Source organism: Roseburia sp. AF25-13LB (assembly GCF_003478915.1).
Classification (GTDB): domain Bacteria; phylum Bacillota; class Clostridia; order Lachnospirales; family Lachnospiraceae; genus Roseburia_C; species Roseburia_C amylophila.
The window spans coordinates 97066-119426 of sequence record NZ_QUFO01000009.1 but is presented as its reverse complement, the minus strand read 5'-3'; the positions used below and the strand labels follow the sequence as shown (position 1 = coordinate 119426).

Sequence of the window (22361 nt, the reverse complement as noted above, 5' to 3'; positions counted from 1 at the left end):
CCTTGAGCGATTTTTTAAGCAGCTTTCAACAGGATTTTATAGAGAAAGACAGATATCTTTATCTGTTACGTGGTCTTGGCAATACACTGCTTATTGCAGTGCTTGCAGTACTTCTGGGTATTGTGGTTGGATTTTTAGTCGCAATTATCCGTTCCACCCATGATAAACATGGTGGATTAAATGTTTTGAATTTTATATGTAAAGTGTATCTTACCATATGGCGTGGAACCCCTACGATGGTACAGCTTTTGATTATGTACTATATTATTCTGGTTGCACTCGATAATAAGATTGCAGTGGCTGTAATCGCTTTTGGTTTGAATTCGGCTGCCTATGTGGCAGAGATTGTACGTTCCGGAATCATGTCTGTAGACGAAGGACAGTTTGAAGCTGGACGAAGCCTCGGACTGAATTATTCGCAGACCATGCGTCTGATTATTCTGCCACAGGCATTTAAGAATGTACTTCCGGCACTGGCAAATGAGTTTATTACCTTACTGAAAGAGACTTCCATCAGTGGATATATTGCAATCCCGGATTTGACAAAGGGTGGCGATATCATCCGTAGCCAGACCTATGACCCGTTCTTACCATTGTTCGGTGTTGCAATTATCTACCTGATAATCGTTATGATTTTAACGGCTGGTGTACATAAACTGGAAACGAGGTTGAGAACAAATGAGCGATAAGAAGGTATTGATTGAAGTAAAGGATTTGTGTAAATCCTTTGGAAATGTAAATGTATTAAATGGTATCTCCACAGAAATCGCCCAGGGAGAGGTAGTAGCCATCATCGGACCATCCGGTTGTGGTAAATCTACATTCTTACGTTCCTTAAATCTTTTAGAGGAGCCGACTTCCGGTGTGATTACTTTTGAAGGAACAGATATCACGGATAAATCCGTAGACATCAACAAGATGCGTCAGAAGATTGGAATGGTATTCCAGCAGTTCAATCTGTTTCCAAATTATACCGTAAAAGGAAATATCATGCTGGCACCGGTTCAGACCGGACTTATGAATAAGGAAGAGGCATCTAAGCGTGCGGACGAGCTTTTGATGAGAGTCGGACTGTCTGATAAAGCAGATACCTATCCGGCAATGCTTTCCGGTGGACAGAAACAGCGTATTGCAATTGCAAGAGCACTGGCAATGAATCCGGATGTCATGTTATTTGACGAGCCGACTTCCGCACTGGATCCGGAAATGGTAGGAGAAGTCTTAGAGATTATGAAAGAACTGGCACAGGATGGCATGACCATGGTAGTAGTAACACACGAGATGGGATTTGCAAGAGAAGTGGCAAGCCGTGTCATGTTTATCAATGAAGGACAGATTCAGGAAGAGAATACACCGGCAGAATTCTTTGCCAATCCACAGAATCCGCGTCTTTGCGACTTCCTTTCCAAAGTATTGTAGGAAAAGAACAGATAAAACGGAAAAAATAGTTGATAAAAAGTTTTCATAAGCTATTGCAATCAGAAAAGAAATAGTCTATGATAAAACCGTTATATGACTGACGGATAAGTGGAAAAACCACATGAAGTATAACGAAAACGAGCCGACCGTCTGGGCGATGAACCTGGAGGACCGGCTCGTTTTTTTTTGTATGTTATTTTGAACACCAAAAGATATTGACAAAAAAATGACAGTCAGTATATACTAACTACAGTTAAACAAGACTAATTCAAACCAATGAATAAAAAGTCTGTTGACAGTAAATTTAGTAACCATTCAGTGTTCATACTGAATACATTTTTTTAGGAGGATATCGCAATGATAGAAATGAAAGAGTGGGATGGATTCGAAGGACGTCTCTGGAAAGAAGAAATCAATGTTCGTCAGTTCATTCAGGACAACTACACTCCATATGATGGAGATGAGAGCTTTTTAGCTGAGCCGACAGATGCAACCAACAAGCTGTGGGATGCACTTCAGAAATTACAGAAAGAAGAGCGTGCCAAGGGTGGCGTTCTTGATATGGAGACAGAGGTTGTAACCGGAATTACAGCATATGGTCCGGGATATATCGATGAAAGCTTAAAAGATTTAGAGCAGGTAGTTGGTCTTCAGACTGACAAACCATTAAAGAGAGCATTCATGCCATATGGTGGAATCAAGATGGCTGTTCAGGCTTGTGAGACCTACGGCTATGAGGTAAATGATAAATTAAAAGAAATTTTCACCAAATATCATAAGACACACAATACAGCAGTATTTGACGCTTATACACCGGAAATGATGAAGGTCCGTCATGCTAAGATTTTAACAGGTCTTCCGGATACCTACGGTCGTGGACGTATTGTAGGTGATTACCGCCGTGTGGCATTATACGGACTGGATTACTTAATCGCTGAGAAGAAGAAAGACAAAGCAAACTGCGGATGCGGACAGATGACAGATGATGTCATCCGTTTAAGAGAAGAAATCGCAGAGCAGATTAAATGTCTGGAAGATATGAAGAAACTGGCTGAGATTTACGGATATGACATTTCAAGACCTGCAACCAATGCAAAAGAGGCTGTCCAGTGGTTATACTTCGGATACCTTGCAGCAATCAAGACACAGAACGGTGCAGCAATGTCAGTAGGACGTGTTTCTACTTTCCTTGATATTTATATTAAGAGAGATATGGATAAGGGAATCCTTACCGAGCAGCAGGCTCAGGAGCTGATTGACCATTTCACAATGAAACTTCGTATGGTAAAATTCGCACGTATTCCTTCTTACAACCAGTTATTCTCCGGTGACCCTGTATGGGCAACCCTTGATGTAGCAGGAACAGGTGTAGACGGACGTTCCATGGTAACCAGGACAGACTTCCGTTTCCTTCATACTTTAGAGAATATGGGACCGGCACCAGAACCAAACCTTACTGTATTCTATTCATCCAGACTGCCACAGACCTTCCGTGATTATGCAGCACGTATCTCGATTGAAACAAGCTCAATCCAGTATGAGAATGATGATGCAATGAAACCGGTATGGGGCGATGATTATGCAATCTGCTGCTGTGTATCTGCTACACAGACAGGTAAAGAGATGCAGTTCTTCGGCGCTCGTGCAAACCTTGCAAAATGTCTGCTTTACGCAATCAATGGTGGTGTTGATGAGAAATCAGGCGAGCAGGTAGGACCAAATTACGCACCAATTACAGCTGAATATCTTGACTATGATGAAGTAATGGCAAAATATGACAAGATGATGGACTGGTTAGTAGACATCTATGTAAATACACTGAACCTGATTCAGTATATGCATGATAAATATTACTATGAAGCAGCAGAGCTTTCTCTGATGGATACCGACTTAAAGAGAACCTTTGCAACCGGTATTGCAGGATTTTCACATGTTATCGATTCTCTTTCTGCAATCAAATATGCAAAAGTAAAAGTCGTACGTGATGAGAACGGACTTGCAAAAGACTTCGAAATCGAAGGAGACTTCCCGAAGTACGGAAATGATGATGACCGTGCAGATGAAATCGGAGTATGGCTGCTTAAGACTTTCATGGATAAATTAAAGAAACATCATACTTATCGTGATTCTGAGCCTACAACTTCTATCCTTACCATTACTTCTAACGTAGTATATGGTAAAGCAACCGGAGCTATGCCGGATGGACGTAAAGCCGGCGAACCACTTTCACCGGGAGCTAACCCATCTTACGGTGCAGAGCAGAACGGACTTTTAGCTTCCTTAAACTCTCTGACCAAGCTTCCATATGAGTGGGCATTAGATGGTATTTCCAATACACAGACCATCAATCCTGGCGCACTTGGAAACAACGAGCAGGAAAGAATCGATAACCTTGTAAATGTAATGGACGGATACTTTGATCAGGGTGCACATCATCTGAATGTTAATGTATTTGGCAAAGAAAAGCTTATTGATGCAATGGAGCATCCGGAGAAAGAAGAGTATGCAAACTTCACAATCCGTGTATCCGGCTATGCAGTTAAGTTCATCGACCTGACAAAAGAGCAGCAGCTTGATGTTATTGCCCGTACCTGTCATGAGCGTATGTAATTTAAGACAGTAACCGAACTGCGGGGAGCATACGATTTTTCCGCGATTCAGGTAAAGCAGAATGTGCAGGCTTAATGAAAAAAGCCTGCACATTTTTATCGTAGGTTGTTAAGCAGCCGTAAGTATTTTGGTGTATAGGAGGCAACATGAGTGAAATAAAAGGACGTATCCATTCCGTAGAGAGCTTTGGTTCAGCAGACGGGCCGGGCGTAAGATATATTGTATTTTTAAAAGGCTGTAACATGAGATGTCAGTACTGCCATAACCCGGATACCTGGGCAAAAGATGGCGGAGAGCTGATGACACCGGAAGAAGTGTTAAAAAAGGCGCTTCGCTATAAAACATATTGGAAAGAAAAGGGCGGAATCACCGTAAGTGGTGGAGAGGCTCTTTTACAGATAGATTTCGTAACAGAACTGTTCCGGCTGGCAAAAGAAAAAGGGGTAAATACCTGTCTCGATACCTCTGGCAATCCATTTTCCATGGAAGAACCGTTTAAAAGTAAATTTGATGAGCTGATGAAATATACAGACCTTTTTATGCTGGACATTAAGCATATGGATGATACAGCACACCGGAAACTCACCGGACAGACCAATCAGAATATTCTGGAAATGGCAGCTTATTTATCAGACCATGGCAAAGCAATGTGGATCCGCCATGTGCTGGTGCCGGGTATTACAACAGAAGAGGATGAGCTTCACCGCTTAAGAAGTTTTCTTGATACCCTTAAGACAGTAGAGCGGGTGGAAGTGCTGCCATATCATACCTTAGGCGTCTTTAAATGGAAGGAACTTGGAATTCCATATCAGTTAGAAGGCGTAGACCCGCCTACAAAGGAGCAGATAGACCGGGCAAAAGAGATTCTTGGGGCACTGTAAAATAGATAAGCAGCATTACAGGAAAATAAAAAAGTAATGCTGCTTTTTAGATTCTGACGATAATGCGGGTAAGGTATTCACTTCGTTTATCCGTCATGGTAGCGTTAATCAATTCTTCTTCATAGAATCTGCCATCGGATGAAGTAATCTGGTGCTGCTTCATGTAGCTGCGCAGCCTGTCATAAGCGAGTGAAATATCATCCCAGTCTCCCAGGTGATAGGCAGCGAGACATTTAGAAGCCGGAAGAATCCGGTAAGGCATTTTCTTGGGAGGGGTCTGCATGGCAAGGCATACCTCGTGATAAAGATTGTGGGCACCCCGGGCAAGGTCACGCTCCATCTGGATATAAAGCACTGTAAAACCGGTAGTTTCCTTGCTTTCATAATAGGAGTTCAGAAGCTCACTGACTTTTACGGAGATGGTCTTATCATCGGAAGAACTGACAGGGTGTGCTGCAATATAAAATCCTGGCAGAGAGACTTCTTCAATGATATCCGGATTTGTAGTCAGGCTGGTTTTAATTCGTTTCTGCTGTCTTTGAATCCACTTCTGCTTTTCTTTTAATGCACGAATCTGCTGTTCGATGACAGCGTTTTCTTTCGTAAGAAGTGTGGCATAATTTTCCGGGCTTCGGTGTTCCATGTATTCTTTAATTTCCGACAGAGGCATGCCAAGTTCCCGCAGCGTGATAATGGCATCTAACACATCCATCTGGCGGACGGTGTAGTAGCGGTAGTCATTGTCCCCTCTTGCTTCGGGTGAAAAAATGCCAAGCTGGTCGTAGTGAAACAGTGTATTCTTTGTAGTGCCCATCATCCGGGCAACTTCTCCGGTGGTCAGATATTCATTTCTACTCATTAAAAAAATCTCCTTGACTATATGGTTACCATATAGTTTATGATAGCAAATAGTGATTCATAAGACAAGGAGGTTATCATGTCGAATTCATTAAATCAGAACTTTAAAACATTATCCTTATTGAAATTTGCATTGCCATCTATGATTATGATGGTATTTATGTCATTGTATACAATCATAGATGGAATCTTTGTGTCAAGACTGGTAGGAGAAAGCGCTCTTTCTGCAGTCAATATTGTATGGCCGGTTATTTGTATTCTCATTGCAATCGGCGTTATGTTAGCAACCGGTGGAAGTGCAGTGGTAGCAAGAAAAATGGGTGAGGGAGATGAAAAGGGAGCATGTGAGAACTTTACTTTTCTTGCAGTGGTAGGAGTTGCTGTAAGTCTGGTGCTGCTGGTTATTGTATTACTTTTTCATAAACCGATTGTATATGCATTAGGAGCAGACGACTCTTTATTCGAAAATGGGAAAACATATCTTATTGATATGATGTATTTTGGACCGTGCTGTATTTTGCAGAGTTTATTTCAGTGCTTCTTTGTGACTGCAGGAAAACCTGCATATGGACTCGGACTGATTACTGCCGGAGGTGTAGCCAATGCAATCTTAGATTATGTCTTTATGGGGCCAATGCAGCTTGGCATTGCCGGAGCAGCTATTGCAACAGGCATCGGACAGATGATTCCTGCGGTAGTGGGAGTCATCTATTTCCTGGTGAAAAGAAAAGGACTTCATTTTACCCGCTTCCATTGGGATGGAAAAGCATTGTGGCAGTCCTGCACCAACGGTTCTTCCGAGATGGTAACGAACCTTTCCAATGCAGTAATTACATACCTTTTTAATATTATTCTGATGCGTATGGTTGGAGCAGACGGGGTAGCTGCAATTACCATTATTTTATACGGACAGTTTTTATTCAATGCGCTGTATCTTGGATTTTCCATGGGTGTGGCACCGGTTATCAGCTTCCAGTACGGAGCAAAGAACAGTGAAAAATTAAGTAACGTTTACCATATCAGTAACCGGTTTGTAAAAATATCCTCTGGCTTTATGGCGGTGGCATCGATTCTTCTGGCGAAGCCGATTACATCAGTATTTGTCTCAGAAAGCAGTCATACCTTTGCAATGACAGTTACGGGATTTGCATTGTTTGGCATCAACTATCTTTTCAGCGGCTATAACGTATTTACCTCTTCGCTGTTCACGGCACTTTCTGATGGAAAAACATCTGCACTGGTATCCTTCAGCAGAACCTTTGTCTGTATTCTGGCCTCTTTACTGATTCTGCCGCAAATTATCGGATTAAAGGGAGTCTGGCTGGCAGTTCCGGTGGCAGAATTTGTGACATCAGGACTTTCTTTTTACTGTCAGAGAAGAAATTTATCGAAATACGGAATTTAAGAAACTTTTTTTTCATCTGGAACGTCTAATCTATAAAGAGTATAATGAATGGTAAAGAATGAATGGATAATACCATTTTAAGATAGTAAAGAGAGGATACGAAAGATGGTTTTTAGCAGCATAGCATTTATCATGTATTTTATGCCGGTATTTTTTCTGGTTTATTATATCCTGCCGGCTTCTTATAAGAATGCCTGGCTTTTCCTTGCCAGCCTTGGTTTTTATTACTATGGTGTCAGGGGAAATCCGGGTTATCTTTTACTTATGATTATGTCTGTGGTGGTCAATTTCGTGGCTGGAAAATTGATTGCGGCACAGAAGACGAAGCGGGCGAGGAAAGCCTGGCTTGTGGTTGGAATCGTCTATGATTTAGGATGGCTCATTCTGTTTAAATATCTGGGCTTTCTTATAGAGAATCTGAATGCCCTTTTTGGTGCAATGCACGTTAAGGTACAACTGGAAACATGGAATCTGATTCTGCCAATTGGAATCAGCTTTTATACGTTCCAGATTATTTCCTATCTGGTGGACGTGTACCGGAGGGAAACAAAAGCGGAAAAATCGTTGATTTCTCTGGGAACGTATCTATGCATGTTCCCGCAGTTAATTGCAGGACCGATTGTCAATTACCATCTGATTCAGGAGCAGCTTCATAAGAGAAAACATTCCATGGTAAAGGTGGAATCCGGACTTAAGGTATTTGCACTGGGACTTGCTTATAAAGTATTGCTGGCAAACCGGGTGGGACATCTTTGGACAGAGGTGACAGCAATCGGTTATGAGAGCATTTCCACACCGCTGGCATGGATGAGCATTGTGGCATACAGCCTGCAGTTATATTTTGACTTCTATGGGTATTCCCTGATGGCAATCGGACTGGGGCGGATGATGGGCTTTGACTTTCCACAGAACTTTAACAATCCGTATATGGCAGTGTCCATGACGGATTTCTGGCGCCGCTGGCATATGACACTGGGTGGCTGGTTCCGGGAATATGTATACATTCCGCTGGGCGGCAACCGCGGTGGTTTTGCAAAGACCGTCCGCAATATGTTTGTGGTATGGCTTCTGACAGGGCTCTGGCATGGCGCAAGCTGGAACTTTGTACTGTGGGGACTTTTGCTTTTTGTCTTATTATTCGTGGAAAAAGCCGGACTTGGAAAAGTGCTGGAGCGGCATAAGGCGCTTGGCCATATTTATATGATACTCTGGATACCACTTTCCTGGCTGGTCTTTGTGATTACGGATTTAAGCCAGCTTGGCATTTATTTACAGAAATTATTCCCATTCTTTGGCAGTACCGGAACGGTATTGTTTCAGGGAGATTATCTGAAATATGGTAAGACCTATGGCATTTATCTGGTGCTTGGTATCCTGTTTGCAACAGGTGTTCAGGAGAAGCTCCTTAAGAAGAATAAGAACCGCCTCTGGGTGATTTTACTGCTGCTGGCATTATTCTGGGCGAGCGTATATTGTATGTATCTTGGAATGGATGATCCATTCTTATACTTCAGATTCTAGTGAGGAAATACGATGAAAAAATATAAATTTACTATACTTTTACTGCTGACATTTGTGATTGCATTCCCGGTGATTACCGTAAAGCTTGTAACTGCGGAGCAGGAGAAGAAGGCAAGGCAGGAAGAACTGGCACAGGTGACAGACACAGAAAAAGAGCCGGCGGAAGCAGTTGCCGGAACGGAAGAAAACAGCACAGATAAAGCCGGTACAGGACAAGAAGATATTGATAGTACAGAAAATACAGAAGATAAAACAGGTACCAAGGATAATGAAACGGTGGCAGATACGGAGCAGGAGGGAACCTTTACAACAGAGGATATCAGCTATTTTTCCGATGCTTTATTTATTGGAGATTCCAGAACAGTAGGATTATCGGAGTATGCAGACCTTGGGGATGCGGATGTATTTGCAACGATTGGCTTAAGTTCCTTTAAGCTGTTTGAAACAGAGGTGGATATGCCGGGCTATGGAAAAGAAACTTTGGATGAAGTGTTAAGCCGGAAAAATTACGGAAAGATTTATCTGATGCTAGGTATCAATGAACTGGGATATCCACATGCAAGCATAGAAAAGCAATATCGTGAAGTGGTAGAGAAAATACGGGAAATGCAGCCGGATGCCATTTTATTCTTAGAGGCGAGTCTTCATGTTTCCAAGGCAAAATCCGATTCGGACAGCCTTTATAACAATGCCAATATTGACTGGCTCAATGACGTGGTGGAGTCCTTATGTGACCAGAAGCAGACCTATTATATTGATGTGAATGAAATCTTTGATGATGGGGCAGGAAACCTCGATGCCCAGTATACCAGTGATGATGCCCATCCTCTAGGAAAATATTATGCCCAGTGGGCAGAATGGATTCTGACGAAAGCTATTGTAAAGGAAAAATAAGACCAAAACTCTTAGGAAAACGCAGTGGAAAACCGATGTATTATTTATAAAAGTGTATACAACAGTGAAAGAAATATCCGATAACCGGATAAGCGTTGCAGAAAGGCAAGGGAAGCGTATATGAATGGAATCAATACCAGTTTTGGGACACAGAGCTTATATCAGAATGACGGGACACAGGGAAGTGCAAAGTCAGATGATAAGAAGCAGGATAATAAGAATGACAGCAATGTAATAAAAGGTGCCGGTCTTAATCTGAATCAGACAGATCTGATTGGACAGAAGATGGCAAATGCCCAGAAAGAAGCATTAAAGAAGATTATGGATACATTTTCCGGTGAGCACGCAGTGGATGAAGAGATGGACGAGCGGCGTGCCCACATTAAGGAAATTGACAGCGAGATAAAAGATTATCAGAGTGAAATCCGCGACTTACAGAATAAGGAAGCTGAATTAAAGGGACGTTACCAGGTAGCGGATGGCAGCCAGGAAGAGGCAGACCTTGACCTTTTAAAGAAAGCCAGTACAGCAGAAGGAAGAAGCATGCTTTCCAAAGAAGAATTAGAGCATGTCTCAGAATTACAGAAAGGCGGAATGACAGACTATCAGAAAGAGTCCATGGACTACTATAAAATGGAGTCAGAATACAGAAGCAAGATAAAAGACCTTGGAAAGGAAAGAGCCGAGGATAACGGATACCTCCGGGCAGTACATACGGAACGGTTAAAGCATCATGATATGATAGACAGCCAGAAGGAAGCGGAAGAAATATTAGACAATGCATCCGATGAAGCAACATTAGGACTGATTGGGGAAGCAGTAGACCACATCGATGAGACCATCAAAGAAAATGAGAAAGATACGGATAAGAAGGATGCAGACAAGAAAGAGGATAAGAAGACTGATACAAAATTAGACAAGGAGACCCAGAGCAGCCTTTTAAAGAGTGAAGCAGAGAAAAAGGTTGCGGAGCATAAACTTGCCGAGGACGATATCAAAGGACTTGTCTATGATGAGCAGTTATAAACAAAATGGACAATTTGTGCTGTCAGATATACAAATTGTCGAAAAAGTATAACTTGACCATACAAAAAAAATCTATTGTATATGTCAAAAAAACGCATTGTTTCTTATACTAATAAATGTTAAAATACATAGAAGAAAAAAGAGGGAGGAAGTTAGCATGGCTTCATTCGTTGAAAACACACAGCACAAAGTAGAAAGAAAAGCTTTTGAGATAATGACCAATAGCATCGTAGGTAAGTTGACTAAGACAGATGATATCGCGAAAAGACAGGAAACATTCCTTGAACTTATTGATAAGGCAGAGACTTTCTGGGGAAATGGCGCAGACAAGGCAACATTGGATAAGGTCAGAGAGTATGTAAAGAATCCGGAGAACAGATGGGTGAAGTTTGTAAACCGTGTTCTGGATGAGACAAATCCAAATTATGCTAAGAAATTCCTTCTGAATTTAGGATATGAAGCATTTTTCCGTGGAACAAAGACAATCAGGGCAAACCGTGAGAAGTACAACTGTAATATTCCATGGCTGATTCTTTTTGACCCGACAGACGCATGTAATATGCATTGTGTAGGATGCTGGTCCGGCACATATGGCCACAAGAATAACATGTCCTATGAGGATATGGATAAGATTGTTACACAGGGTAAGGAACTTGGAACTTATCTTTACTTTATGACAGGTGGAGAACCGACTGTTCGTAAGAATGATATTTTAAAACTTGCTGAGAAGCATAATGATTGTATGTTCGGTCTTTTCTCCAACTCTACTCTGATTGATGAGGAGTTATGTAAGAAGATTGTAGAACTTGGAAATATTACATTCCTTCTTTCCATTGAGGGAACACCTGAGACAAATGATGGACGTCGTGGTGACGGACATTATGCAGCAGTTATGAAGGCAATGGATCTGTTGAAACAATATGGTATCATATTCGGAACTTCTATCTGCTATACCAGAGCCAATGTTGAGGCTGTTACCGATGAGAAATTCTTACGTTTCATTGCTGATAAGGGCGCACGTTTCGGTTTCTACTTCCATTATATGCCGGTAGGACAGAACGCAGCTCCGGAGCTGATGCCGACATTGGAACAGCGGGAAGAAATTATTAAGAAGATTCGCTGGGTTCGTACCGGAGACAATGATATCGGATTTTTCCCAATGGACTTCCAGAATGACGGAGAATTTGTTGGCGGATGTATTGCCGGTGGACGTAACTACTTCCATATTAATGCACAGGGAGACGCAGAACCGTGCGTATTTATCCATTTCTCGGATTCGAATATCCATGATAAGTCAATCCTTGAGATGCTGCAGAGTCCATTGTTTAAGGCATATCATGAAGGACAGCCATTTAACAGAAACCACCTGCGTCCATGTCCGATGCTTGAGAATCCAAAGCTCTTAAGAGAAATGGTAAACAAGACTGGTGCGAAGGGAACAAACGCTGAGGCAGAAGAGACTGTTGAGCATCTTTGCTCTAAGTGTGATCACTATGCAGAAGAGTGGGGACCGGTTGCAGACCGTATCTGGGCAGAACAGAAACATAAGAAAGCACCTTATGAGAACTATACGGAAGAAAAGAGAGAACATCCGGAACTTGCAGCATTTGAGCATGCGGATGGTTCCGATGGATTAAGAGATGAGGATCTTCAGTAATTAAATCAGATGATAAAATAGGACTAAATCAAGAGAAACCTTATACAACAAGGGTTTGAATGATTTAAGTCCTATTTTTTTGAAAGTCCGCGAGAGATAAGTAAAGCATCTTGAAGTCTTATACCTGATACAGTAAAATAGATACATCCGGCAACAGGGAGGTCTCAAATGAAACAGGAATCCATTACAATCATATGATGAAATAGTTTTCTCTTAAGATAACCGCAGCATAATATTTGAAATAAACTCCGTTTCCTCATTATAAAACCGGGTAGAACCATGATAACGTTCGGCAGTGGTTTGGATAGAAAGAAGTCCAATACCGCTGCCGCTTTCTGTTGTAGACAGAAACTGCCCGTTCATCTTTTTTACAATTCCATTGAAGCTGTTTACCATTGTGATATATATGGTGCCCGGACTGTTAAGGTCAGAACTGAGGTGGATATATCTATTTTCCACCGGAACCTGACAGCAGGCATGGATGGCATTTTCCAAAAGATTGCCGAAAAGCAGGCTTAAGTCTACATCAGAAATAGAAATCTTCCGGGGAACAATAACCTTAAAATCCATTTTGATATGACAGGATTCTGCAAGGGAAGCATAGTAACTGATAACTGCATTCACAGCCATGTTTTGGCAGAAAAGATACTGCATGGAATGTCTTCCGGTTTCCATCTGGTAGTCAGCCATATAATTTTTTAATTCTTCATATTGCCCGGATTGGGCCAGCTCCTGCATAACTGCAATGGTATGTTTGAAATCATGCCGCTCCTGACGGGACTGATCGAGATAATTCTGAAGCTTGACATACTGGCTTGCCTGGGCGCGGTACATAATCGAAGTGGTATCTGCTTTGATTTTCTGTGCAGTTGTAACGGCAATGAGATAAAGCAGAATCTGGAAGGTTATAAAAAAGATAAAAAGAACCACCTCGATAACCATGGCAATTACAAATACCCGGCCTACACGGATATTGTTGTAGTCCTTAGGCAGCATAAAGATATTACAAAAAGTAATAATGGCAGGAATAATCCATGTAAGCCACCAGAATAAAGGCTGATTTACATTTTCGAAAATCCATTTCAGCTTATCTTTTATGACGATAAATACGAACATAATAAGAAAGCTGATGGCGTATTGTAAGAGCAGTCCCGGAACAGAGCTGTCATCTACATTGGAAGAAGGGACGGTATAAGCAATGATATAATCGTTGGCAATGCAGCCAAAGGAAAGGGCTGCGGTGGCACATAAAAATAAATACCAGAGCTTTAGATTACTCAGGCGGACCGTAATAAAATATACAATAAGGCATACGGACAGGAGTGGGAAAAAGAACAGATTTGCATCATAATTCCCGGTGGATTCAACGCAGCCTAAAATCAGACAAATTGCAGTCATAACCGGAATCAGAACAGAAAAGAGTTTCCGCAGGGGAATTGATATCCAGTCAGCAACCGGAACGATGCAGATAAAAATACCCGGGAAAATAACTCCGTAATGGGCTGCGGCAATCAGAACAGTAAAAGGATTCATGACAGACCTCCGTGTAAAAGTGACTTTGTGCGTTGGGTAAATTGCCAGGTAATATAAGTCTGCTGAAGGGTATTAGACTGCTTTTTGTTCATGGAAAAGGATGCTCCATCATTCATCATGCAGACTGCTCCGTCCATGGAAGAAACATAGTCCAGATTTACCATAACACCACGGTTAATGGTCAAAAAACGTTCATCCTCCGAAAGCGTGCGGGTAACATCCCGAAACAGCATACGGCAGCGGATTTCTTCGCTGGTATGAATAATAAGATAGTTTGAATCTGAAATAATATATTGAATGTCCGAATAAAGAATCGGAAGCTTCGTCTTGTTGGTATTTACGGTCAGAAATAAATGGGAATCCAAAACAGGACGGACAGCCAGAAGGTCATCTAATAACGGATGGATGGCAGCTTTGGTAATCGGTTTTTGCAGATAGTCGAAAGCGTGGACATGCAAAGCTTCCACATGATATTCCGAGCTGGAGGTCAGAAAGACAATCGGTGTCTTCGGTGAAATCCTGCGAAAAGAAACCGCAAGGTCAATCCCGTTTGCTTCCTTAAGATAAATATCGAATAGCACAAAATCATAGGAATTCGAGGCGGCAGACAACAAAAAAGCATCCCCTTCGGTAAAGGTATCACAGCAGACCGTTATGTTATGGCTGCCGCACCAGTCCCGGATGAGCAGCTCTGTCATATGTATTTCTTCTATATTGTCATCAACAATTGCAAACCGCAATAAGATAGCCTCCTTTCGATTTCATGGCTTTTCAGGCATTATTATAGCATACCTGTCGAAAAAATACGAATCTTTCATCCCACTAAAGTGCTTTTCATCCCACCCCGATTGACAAGCCTTCAAAAAGAATGGTATAAAGGAAATTGGTATACAAATTCATTTTGAAAAATATTTCGTAAGAGAAAAATAAATTTGGGAGGTAACTTATGAAATTAAAAAAGAAAACATGTGGAATCTTGGCAGTGTTACTGCTGCTGATGACTGTATTTACCGGAATGCAGGAAGTAATACCGGTACATGCAGAGGGACTGAAGGTATCCATAAACGGAACGGAACTAGAGGATGGCAGATACTATGAATTCGGAGGAAGCAGAGGGAGTGGAACCATGAGTGAATGTGACCCGGCGGCTCTTCCGGGAGCATATATCTATTATAGTGCAGGTATAATGGAAGTAAAAGGAAGTGTAAAAATATATTCGAACGGAGGAAGTTCAACAGAAATCTTAAAGATTGAAAATGGAACCCTGACATTGAAAGGGGATGGTAACTTTTATTTGACAAATGATAATGATACGGAAACATTGGTTACAGGAACTGCAGATGCAGTACTTAAGGCGGATGAATATACCGGAGATATTCAAGTTTCTGGAAGGGGTGGAAATGCTCTTATAAAGGGACTTTCTCTGGTGGACTTAAAAACCGCCGGGGAGATAACTTTAGATGCAGACGATGTTACTGGTGATGTATTTATCTCTGCCGGTTCAGTTAAGCTTGAGGCGGATCAGTTGGACATCTATTTATCAGGTGGAGCGGTGAAGTATCTGATAGAGGCAACGGATGAGCAGAACGGAGAAATCAGCCTGAAAAAGACTGGTTCCCTGAATTCGTTTGATCTGGTAAATGGAAATAATATAAATGTAACAGAGGCATTTTTTAAAGCAAAAGATACATTTCTGTCATCCAATGGAAACAGTAATTCGAACAGTTCGAGTGGCAGGATAGTTCTTGTGGGTGAAACAATAGCAGAAGGCAATCTTGAATTAGAAACAGTAAAAGATGTAACAATCCGCGCAAAGAAGACTGCGGTAAAAGGAAATCTCGCTGTCAATGCAGAAAATGGATATGGTGTTGAGATAACCAGTGAAGGGGGAGCGGTATCAACCGGAAGTACAGAGATTACGGCACCTTCATTAGTTGTTATGCTGCAGGCAAATGGAGATGCTGCCATAATCGAAGGAAATGCAAAGATAAATGCAAATAGAATATCCATGCAGAGTGCGAACAATGCAGCAATTGCAGGGGATGCAGACCTTCAGGCACGAAATTACATTACACTTCTGGGAGCAGAAGGGCATTCTGTAATAGGGGGAAGCAACATTTTAATGAATGCAGCAGGCGGTGAGCTTTCCATATCCAGAACCGGAAGTGCTGCTACCGGTACTCCGCCACTTCTGGGAGGAACATTGCAGACGCAGAATGATATCGTAAAATATAGCGATGGCGGGGAAAACTGGGTACAGATAATGGCAACCGGCGAGACATATGATGCAGATAACTGTGAACATCCGATTTTAGCAGGATATTCCGGCAGATGTATGGTCTGTGGAGAATATGACATAGAATATGCAGAGCTGATTGGAACGGATGGAACGACTAAGAGAATGCTGAATGGAGACTTCGGTGGAACCGGAGCACGTAATGATTTCAGATACCTGGAAGATGGAGATACCATCAAATTTGTGAAAGATATTTATGGAAATGGAAGAACCGCAGCAATCGGAGACAGTAAAGCCGTAACCCTTGACCTGAACGGACATACATTGATTCTGGATACGATTTCCTCAGGGAACAATCTTACCATTGCAAATGGTAATTATAAGGGAAAGATTACCAATGGCGGTGTCGGACTTACAAAGGAACTGACCTTTAAAAATGCAAAAGCAGCACTGACTGATTTACAGTGGATGACGAACAGTGGAGTAAAGCTTGAGGGAAGTGAAGTTACAGTATCCGGAAATGACGGTTCTGGACGGTGCTGGTTAGAGAAGCTTACAATGGATGAAGATTCAAAGCTGGTATTAAAGAATGTGAGTCAGGGCATTTCGAATTATGCCAACGTTGCTCTGGAAGAAAGTCTCGGAACAATCCGGGGATTCCTGCCAAAAGATTATTCTATTGCAAATAGGAAGAGAAATCCTGCAGATGCTGATTACAGAAATACCATTGTGGATGCAGATGGTCAGATTGCCCAGAATGTGGAGCTTCGTTATCGCAAGATGACAGATGCAGATTTATCGGCAACATTGAATCCAACGACCTATACTTATGATGGAACAGCAAAGGAACCGGAAGTACTTGTGGTATATGACGGACAGACACTGACAAAGGATACGGATTATACCGTTGCTTATTCGGATAACAAAAATGCAGGAAATGCAGAGGTAACAATAACAGGTATTGGAGTGTATCATGAAGCAGCACATCTGCAGTTTACGATAGGGAAGGCAGGTCAGGCGGCACCAACAGGACTGAAGGCTGTAAATACCAGTAAAACAGGTGCAAGTGATGGAGCCATTGAAAACCTGACTACTGCAATGGAATACAGCACAGATGAAATTCATTGGACCAAGGTTACAGATGGTACAAAGATAAGCCAGCTTGCAGCGGGTGACTATTTCGTACGGTATGCAGAGACAGGAAACTATCTGGCTTCTGCATCTACAAAGGTGACAGTTGCCGTAAAGGAAGCCCCTTCCACTGGAAACGGTTCCAATCCAGGTGAAACCACAGGCAGTAATGGAACTACAGGCAGCACTGGAACGAACGGTTCCGGCACAGTAGCGGGAACTTCAAATAGAAGCAGCTCTGATGCAGCCGGTTCCAATACGGCAGCCCTGACGGGAACAACACAGAAGACTGCAACCATAAAAACTGGTGATGAAACACCGGTTGGAAGAATACTGCTTCTGATGTTTTCCGCAGCTGGATTGATGGTTGTGGCAGCTGCTGGCAGAAAGAAATATTGTTAATTGTTTAAGAAGGCACGCAGCGCATCCTTTTGTGCTTTATAATCACTGATTCCTAAATCATAAAGCTCCTGCATGATTTTCGGGTCAGTGGTAAAAGTGCCAATCTTAACCTGATGGGACGGTGCAAAGAGAAATGCCCGTCCTTCTTTTTGTAATTTTGCAGCAACTTCTACCGAGTGCCGGTAATTTAAGTGTCTGTTATCAATTGCAGTAATCGTATTTGGAAATTTCCGTAACATCTTTTTGTAAAGAAAACGGTAACTCTCCGGCTGCTTGACATAGCCAAGTGGACGGCAGTAGATAATTACTACCTTGTCGCAGCCATCTGCAATGGCACGTTCAACCGGAATGGAATCTGCAACACCGCCATCATAGTAATAATTGCCGTGAAAAGAAATCGGTTTGCAGAAGCCCGGAAGGGCACAGGTTGCCATAATGCCGCGGTAATCATCACGGCCTAAATCTTCTTTGGAAAAATATTCTGCCTTTCCGGTGGCAGCATTGGTTGCCGGAAAATGAAATTCACTTGGATTTGCTGCTAAGGCATCATAATCCAGCGGGTCGTTTCCTGTGGAATTGGTTAAGGTTCCGTAAATATATTGAAGCCCGAAGAGAGAACCGGTTTTAATCAGATTTTTGATACTGATGTAGCGGGGGTCTTTTACATGCTCTATATAGAAACGCAGATTACGACCACGTTGCCCGGCAAGGTAAGAAGCAGTATTTGCCGCACCGGCAGATACACCCATACAATAATCAAATGTAACATTGTCGTCTAAGAAGGCATCCAGAATTCCGGCACTGTAAGCGCATTTCATACCGCCGCCTTCTACAATCAATCCAGATTTTTCCATGGTATCACCTCTTGAGATATACTTCGTTAATTTTTTCACATATAGTTTAGCACATTGAAGAAGAATGTCAAAATACATTTTTTATTGTATGTATATTCCGGGAAAATATAAGAGTTTGCGGCATTCGGGCTGCTACCCATATGTCACTGCATTGTTAAGAGTCTCTAAGAATTTCATGAAATATAAAAAAAGTTCCGGCAACCGGCACAAATTCACATCCATGTTCATCTGTGCCTTGCTGGCACGTCCATGTGCCAGCATTGCCAGTTTTGGTGAGAAATTCTAAGAGTCTCTAAACAATTTCGTTAATATATGGGTAGCAGCCCGAATGCCGCAAATTGATATAATTTCCCCGGAATAATCCACACAGAATCTCCTTCCGGTCGTTGAAACCTTCCGCAAAAAACGCTATAATATGAGACAGTGATAAAAGGCGAAGAATAGAAACAGCGGAAGAGAGGAAACGGGAATGGCATTTGCCCATTTACATGTACATACAGAATACAGTCTGTTAGACGGTTCAAATAAAATAAAAGAATATGTGGAGAAAATCAAGGCACTTGGCATGACAGCAGGGGCGATTACCGACCATGGTGTTATGTATGGTGTCATTGATTTCTATAAGGCAGCCAGGGAGGCGGGAATTAACCCGGTTCTTGGCTGTGAAGTCTATGTGGCTCCCGGCTCCAGATTAGACCGCGAGATGGTACATGGAGAGGACAGATACTATCATCTTGTGCTTCTGGCAGAGAATAACACAGGCTATAGCAATCTGATGAAAATTGTATCCAAAGGCTTTGTGGAGGGATACTATTATAAGCCGCGTGTGGACATGGAAGTGTTAGAAAAATACCATGAGGGAATCATTGCCTTAAGTGCCTGTCTGGCAGGTGAAGTACAGCGTAATCTGGTACGTGGAATGTATGAAGAAGCAAAAGAAGTAGCTTACCGCTATGAACGCTGTTTTGGAAAAGGCAATTTCTTTTTAGAGCTGCAGGATCATGGAATCACGGAGCAGAAGCTGGTAAACCAGCAGCTTCTCCGCATGAGTCAGGAGACCGGAATTGAGCTGGTGGCAACCAATGACGTGCATTACACCAATGCAGAGGATGCAGAGCCTCATGACATCCTGCTCTGCCTTCAGACCGGAAAAAAATTAGCGGACGAAGACAGAATGCGCTATGAAGGCGGACAGTATTATGTCAAATCCGAAGAGGAAATGAAATCACTTTTTCCATATGCACTGCAGGCACTGGAAAATACCCAGAAGATTGCAGACCGCTGTCATGTGGAAATTGAATTCGGACATACCAAGGTGCCGCATTTTGAGGTGCCGGAAGGCTATGATTCCTGGACTTATTTAAATAAATTGTGTCATGAAGGACTGGATAAGCGGTATGGAGCCGATGCACCAAAATATTTACAGAAATTAGATGACGAGCTTGCCGTTATTAAAAATATGGGATATGTGGACTATTTCCTGATTGTGTGGGACTTTATCCATTATGCGAGAGAGCATGATATTATGGTGGGACCGGGACGAGGCAGTGCCGCAGGAAGCCTTGTTTCTTACACCACCGGAATTACAGATATTGACCCGGTTCGTTACAATCTGATTTTTGAGCGTTTCTTAAATCCGGAACGTGTATCTATGCCCGATATTGATGTGGATTTCTGCTTTGAACGAAGACAGGAAGTTATTGATTATGTGGTAGAAAAATATGGCAAGGATTGTGTGACACAGATTGTAACCTTTGGTACGCTGGCAGCCCGTGGAGTAATCCGTGATGTGGGGCGTGTCATGGATTTGCCGTACAATTTTGTAGATACGATTGCCAAGGCAATTCCAAATGAACTGGGAATTACCATTGATAAGGCACTGATGATGAACCCGGAGCTCCGGGGCATGTATGAATCTGACGAGTCGGTAAAGAAACTTATCAATATGTCAAGAAGATTAGAAGGTCTGCCGAGGCATACGTCCATGCATGCAGCAGGCGTGGTAATCAGCCAGAAACCAATGGATGAATATGTTCCGTTGTCAAGAGCATCCGATGGCACCATAACCACACAGTTTACCATGACTACCATTGAAGAATTAGGACTTCTGAAAATGGATTTCTTAGGACTCCGGACACTGACTGTAATCCAGAATGCAGTCCGTCTTGCAGAAAAGAGCAGCGGTAAAAAAATTGATATGAATGCCATCGACTATAACGATAAGAAAGTGCTAGACTCTCTTGGAACCGGCAAAACCGATGGTGTCTTCCAGTTGGAAAGTGCCGGAATGAAGAACTTCATGAAGGAGTTAAAGCCACAGAGCTTAGAGGATGTTATCGCAGGCATTTCTCTTTACCGTCCGGGTCCAATGGACTTTATTCCGGCTTATATCAAGGGAAAAGACCATCCGGAGAGCATTACCTATGACTGCGCGGAATTGGAGCCGATTCTGGCACCGACCTATGGCTGTATTGTGTATCAGGAACAGGTTATGCAGATTGTACGTGACCTCGCCGGTTATACATGGGGCAGATCTGACCTGGTGCGCCGTGCCATGTCTAAGAAAAAAGGCAAGGTAATGGAGCAGGAGCGGAAGAACTTTGTCTATGGTAATCCGGAAGAAAATGTTCCGGGTTGTATTGCAAGAGGAATCGATGAGAAAGTGGCAAACAAGATTTATGATAACATGATTGACTTTGCCAAATACGCATTTAATAAATCCCATGCGGCAGCTTATGCAGTGGTTGCATATCAGACCGCATATTTGAAATACTATTATCCGGTAGAGTTTATGGCAGCGTTAATGACATCAGTCTTAGACAATACTTCCAAAGTCTCAGAATATATCTACACCTGCCGCCAGATGGGAATCGCAATTCTGCCGCCGGATATCAATGAAGGCGAGGGTGGTTTCTCCGTATCCGGACAAGCAATCCGCTATGGACTTTCTGCCATTAAGAGTATCGGAAGACCGGTGATTGATGCCATTGTGGAGGAGCGTAAAATCCGTGGGCCGTTTACCACGTTAAAGGATTTTATTACAAGACTTTCCGGAAGAGAAGTGAATAAACGGACCATAGAAAACTTTATCAAAGCGGGAGCCTTAGACGGACTGGAAGGAAACCGCCGTCAGAAGATGATGATATACGGTTCTCTTTTGGATGCACTGAATCAGGAAAAGAAGACCACAATGGCTGGTCAGATGACACTTTTTGATATTGCACCGGAAGAGGACAAGGCAGAGTACGAAATCAAGCTTCCGAATGTAGAAGAGTATGACAAAGAAGTGCTTCTTGGCTTTGAAAAGGAAGTCCTGGGCATATATATCAGCGGACATCCGCTGGAAGAATATATGGAGCGTTTAAAGAAGAATACCAATGCCGTTACCACAGACTTTGTACTGGATGAAGAGACCGGAACCCTTAAGGTATCGGATGGCGCAAAGGTACGTATCGGTGGAATGATTACCGATAAAGTCATCAAGTATACCAAGAGTAATAAGGCGATGGCATTTATTACGTTAGAAGATCTGGTGGGAACAGTGGAAATCATCATTTTCCCGAAGGATTATGAGCGTTATGCAAAATATCTTGAAAATGATGCCAAAGTATTTGTGGAAGGCCGTGTAACTGCAGAAGAAGACCGCAACGGCAAGCTTATTTGTGAGAAAATCATTTCCTTTGATGAAGTGAAACGGGAGTTGTGGCTGCAGTTTCCAAGTAAGAGCGATTTCGAAGAAAAAGAAGGTGCTCTTTATGGAAAAATGATGGATGCCGATGGCTCAGAGCATGTCGTTATTTATCTTGCAGCAGAAAAACAGATGAAGCGTCTGCCGGAAAACAGAAATGTTGCAATTACAAAAGAGCTTTTAGAAGATCTTGGGAATTTCTTAGGTAAAGATAATGTAAAAGTTGTAGAAAAGTCGTTGTAGCCA

The 22361-nt window shown here is 42.4% G+C and carries 15 protein-coding genes and 1 riboswitch; of the genes, 11 read left to right on the top strand and 4 right to left on the bottom strand.

Going from position 1 to position 22361, the window contains the following annotated elements; translation table 11 throughout:
• Positions 1–2: 2 nt before the first annotated feature.
• From DWY37_RS12445 to pflA, 4 genes are all read left to right on the top strand, one after another.
• A complete protein-coding gene (locus DWY37_RS12445; RefSeq protein WP_022242707.1) occupies positions 3–689 on the top strand; it encodes an amino acid ABC transporter permease in 687 nt (228 codons plus the stop codon).
• A complete protein-coding gene (locus DWY37_RS12440; protein WP_022242706.1) occupies positions 679–1419 on the top strand; it encodes an amino acid ABC transporter ATP-binding protein in 741 nt (246 codons plus the stop codon). Before DWY37_RS12445 ends, DWY37_RS12440 begins: the two co-directional genes overlap by 11 nt.
• Positions 1420–1502: 83 nt before the next feature.
• Positions 1503–1582, top strand: a riboswitch (ZMP/ZTP riboswitch).
• Between the two features lie 194 nt (positions 1583–1776).
• A complete protein-coding gene (pflB, locus tag DWY37_RS12435; protein WP_117697969.1) occupies positions 1777–4029 on the top strand; it encodes a formate C-acetyltransferase in 2253 nt (750 codons plus the stop codon).
• A 146-nt stretch (positions 4030–4175) separates the two neighbouring features.
• Positions 4176–4910 (top strand): pyruvate formate-lyase-activating protein, encoded by a 735-nt coding sequence (pflA, locus tag DWY37_RS12430; protein WP_117697970.1) that lies wholly within the window; start codon positions 4176–4178, stop codon positions 4908–4910.
• A gap of 46 nt (positions 4911–4956) precedes the next feature.
• Here the strand turns inward: pflA and DWY37_RS12425 are convergent, their stop codons facing one another.
• Positions 4957–5769, bottom strand: coding sequence for a MerR family transcriptional regulator (locus DWY37_RS12425; RefSeq protein ID WP_117697971.1), 813 nt, complete (start codon positions 5767–5769; stop codon positions 4957–4959).
• A gap of 78 nt (positions 5770–5847) precedes the next feature.
• On the opposite strand from DWY37_RS12425, the gene DWY37_RS12420 reads away from it, so the two are divergent.
• The 5 genes from DWY37_RS12420 (at position 5848) to DWY37_RS12400 (ending at position 12271) form a co-directional block, all read left to right on the top strand.
• Entirely contained in the window at positions 5848–7173 is a 1326-nt protein-coding gene (locus DWY37_RS12420; RefSeq protein ID WP_022242703.1) for an MATE family efflux transporter, read from the top strand.
• 105 nt (positions 7174–7278) lie between these two features.
• Entirely contained in the window at positions 7279–8694 is a 1416-nt protein-coding gene (locus DWY37_RS12415; protein ID WP_117697972.1) for an MBOAT family O-acyltransferase, read from the top strand.
• 12 nt (positions 8695–8706) lie between these two features.
• A complete protein-coding gene (locus tag DWY37_RS12410) occupies positions 8707–9588 on the top strand; it encodes a GDSL-type esterase/lipase family protein (protein ID WP_117947551.1) in 882 nt (293 codons plus the stop codon).
• 120 nt (positions 9589–9708) lie between these two features.
• Positions 9709–10614, top strand: a complete 906-nt coding sequence (locus DWY37_RS12405) for a hypothetical protein (protein ID WP_117697975.1) — start codon at positions 9709–9711, stop codon at positions 10612–10614.
• Positions 10615–10771: 157 nt separating this feature from the next.
• Positions 10772–12271 carry a radical SAM protein gene (locus DWY37_RS12400; RefSeq protein ID WP_022242699.1) on the top strand — a complete coding sequence of 500 codons (1500 nt, stop codon included), beginning with the start codon at positions 10772–10774 and terminating at the stop codon, positions 12269–12271.
• A 213-nt stretch (positions 12272–12484) separates the two neighbouring features.
• On the opposite strand, the gene DWY37_RS12395 is transcribed toward DWY37_RS12400, so the two are convergent.
• Together DWY37_RS12395 and DWY37_RS12390 are read right to left on the bottom strand one after the other, a co-directional pair.
• Positions 12485–13804 (bottom strand): ATP-binding protein, encoded by a 1320-nt coding sequence (locus DWY37_RS12395; protein WP_117947550.1) that lies wholly within the window; start codon positions 13802–13804, stop codon positions 12485–12487.
• Positions 13801–14544: a LytR/AlgR family response regulator transcription factor gene (locus tag DWY37_RS12390; RefSeq protein WP_117841728.1), complete on the bottom strand. Its 744-nt coding sequence runs from the start codon at positions 14542–14544 to the stop codon at positions 13801–13803. Before DWY37_RS12390 ends, DWY37_RS12395 begins: the two co-directional genes overlap by 4 nt.
• A 206-nt stretch (positions 14545–14750) precedes the next feature.
• Here DWY37_RS12390 and DWY37_RS12385 point away from each other — a divergent pair, with 206 nt between their 5' ends.
• Positions 14751–17573 (top strand): hypothetical protein, encoded by a 2823-nt coding sequence (locus DWY37_RS12385; protein ID WP_117947549.1) that lies wholly within the window; start codon positions 14751–14753, stop codon positions 17571–17573.
• On the opposite strand, the gene DWY37_RS12380 is transcribed toward DWY37_RS12385, so the two are convergent.
• Positions 17570–18427: a patatin-like phospholipase family protein gene (locus DWY37_RS12380; RefSeq protein WP_022242317.1), complete on the bottom strand. Its 858-nt coding sequence runs from the start codon at positions 18425–18427 to the stop codon at positions 17570–17572. The genes DWY37_RS12385 and DWY37_RS12380 overlap by 4 nt on opposite strands.
• A gap of 469 nt (positions 18428–18896) precedes the next feature.
• On the opposite strand from DWY37_RS12380, the gene DWY37_RS12375 reads away from it, so the two are divergent.
• Positions 18897–22358 (top strand): DNA polymerase III subunit alpha, encoded by a 3462-nt coding sequence (locus DWY37_RS12375; protein ID WP_118544543.1) that lies wholly within the window; start codon positions 18897–18899, stop codon positions 22356–22358.
• Positions 22359–22361: the final 3 nt, after the last annotated feature.

Bases quoted from the DNA above. Each gene is read 5' to 3' on its own strand.
- DWY37_RS12440 (WP_022242706.1), top strand. From the start codon at position 679: ATGAGCGATAAGAAGGTATTGATTGAAGTAAAGGATTTGTGTAAATCC.
- pflB (WP_117697969.1), top strand. From the start codon at position 1,777: ATGATAGAAATGAAAGAGTGGGATGGATTCGAAGGACGTCTCTGGAAA.
- pflA (WP_117697970.1), top strand. From the start codon at position 4,176: ATGAGTGAAATAAAAGGACGTATCCATTCCGTAGAGAGCTTTGGTTCA.
- DWY37_RS12425 (WP_117697971.1), bottom strand. From the start codon at position 5,769: ATGAGTAGAAATGAATATCTGACCACCGGAGAAGTTGCCCGGATGATG.
- DWY37_RS12420 (WP_022242703.1), top strand. From the start codon at position 5,848: ATGTCGAATTCATTAAATCAGAACTTTAAAACATTATCCTTATTGAAA.
- DWY37_RS12415 (WP_117697972.1), top strand. From the start codon at position 7,279: ATGGTTTTTAGCAGCATAGCATTTATCATGTATTTTATGCCGGTATTT.
- DWY37_RS12410 (WP_117947551.1), top strand. From the start codon at position 8,707: ATGAAAAAATATAAATTTACTATACTTTTACTGCTGACATTTGTGATT.
- DWY37_RS12405 (WP_117697975.1), top strand. From the start codon at position 9,709: ATGAATGGAATCAATACCAGTTTTGGGACACAGAGCTTATATCAGAAT.
- DWY37_RS12400 (WP_022242699.1), top strand. From the start codon at position 10,772: ATGGCTTCATTCGTTGAAAACACACAGCACAAAGTAGAAAGAAAAGCT.
- DWY37_RS12395 (WP_117947550.1), bottom strand. From the start codon at position 13,804: ATGAATCCTTTTACTGTTCTGATTGCCGCAGCCCATTACGGAGTTATT.
- DWY37_RS12385 (WP_117947549.1), top strand. From the start codon at position 14,751: ATGAAATTAAAAAAGAAAACATGTGGAATCTTGGCAGTGTTACTGCTG.
- DWY37_RS12380 (WP_022242317.1), bottom strand. From the start codon at position 18,427: ATGGAAAAATCTGGATTGATTGTAGAAGGCGGCGGTATGAAATGCGCT.
- DWY37_RS12375 (WP_118544543.1), top strand. From the start codon at position 18,897: ATGGCATTTGCCCATTTACATGTACATACAGAATACAGTCTGTTAGAC.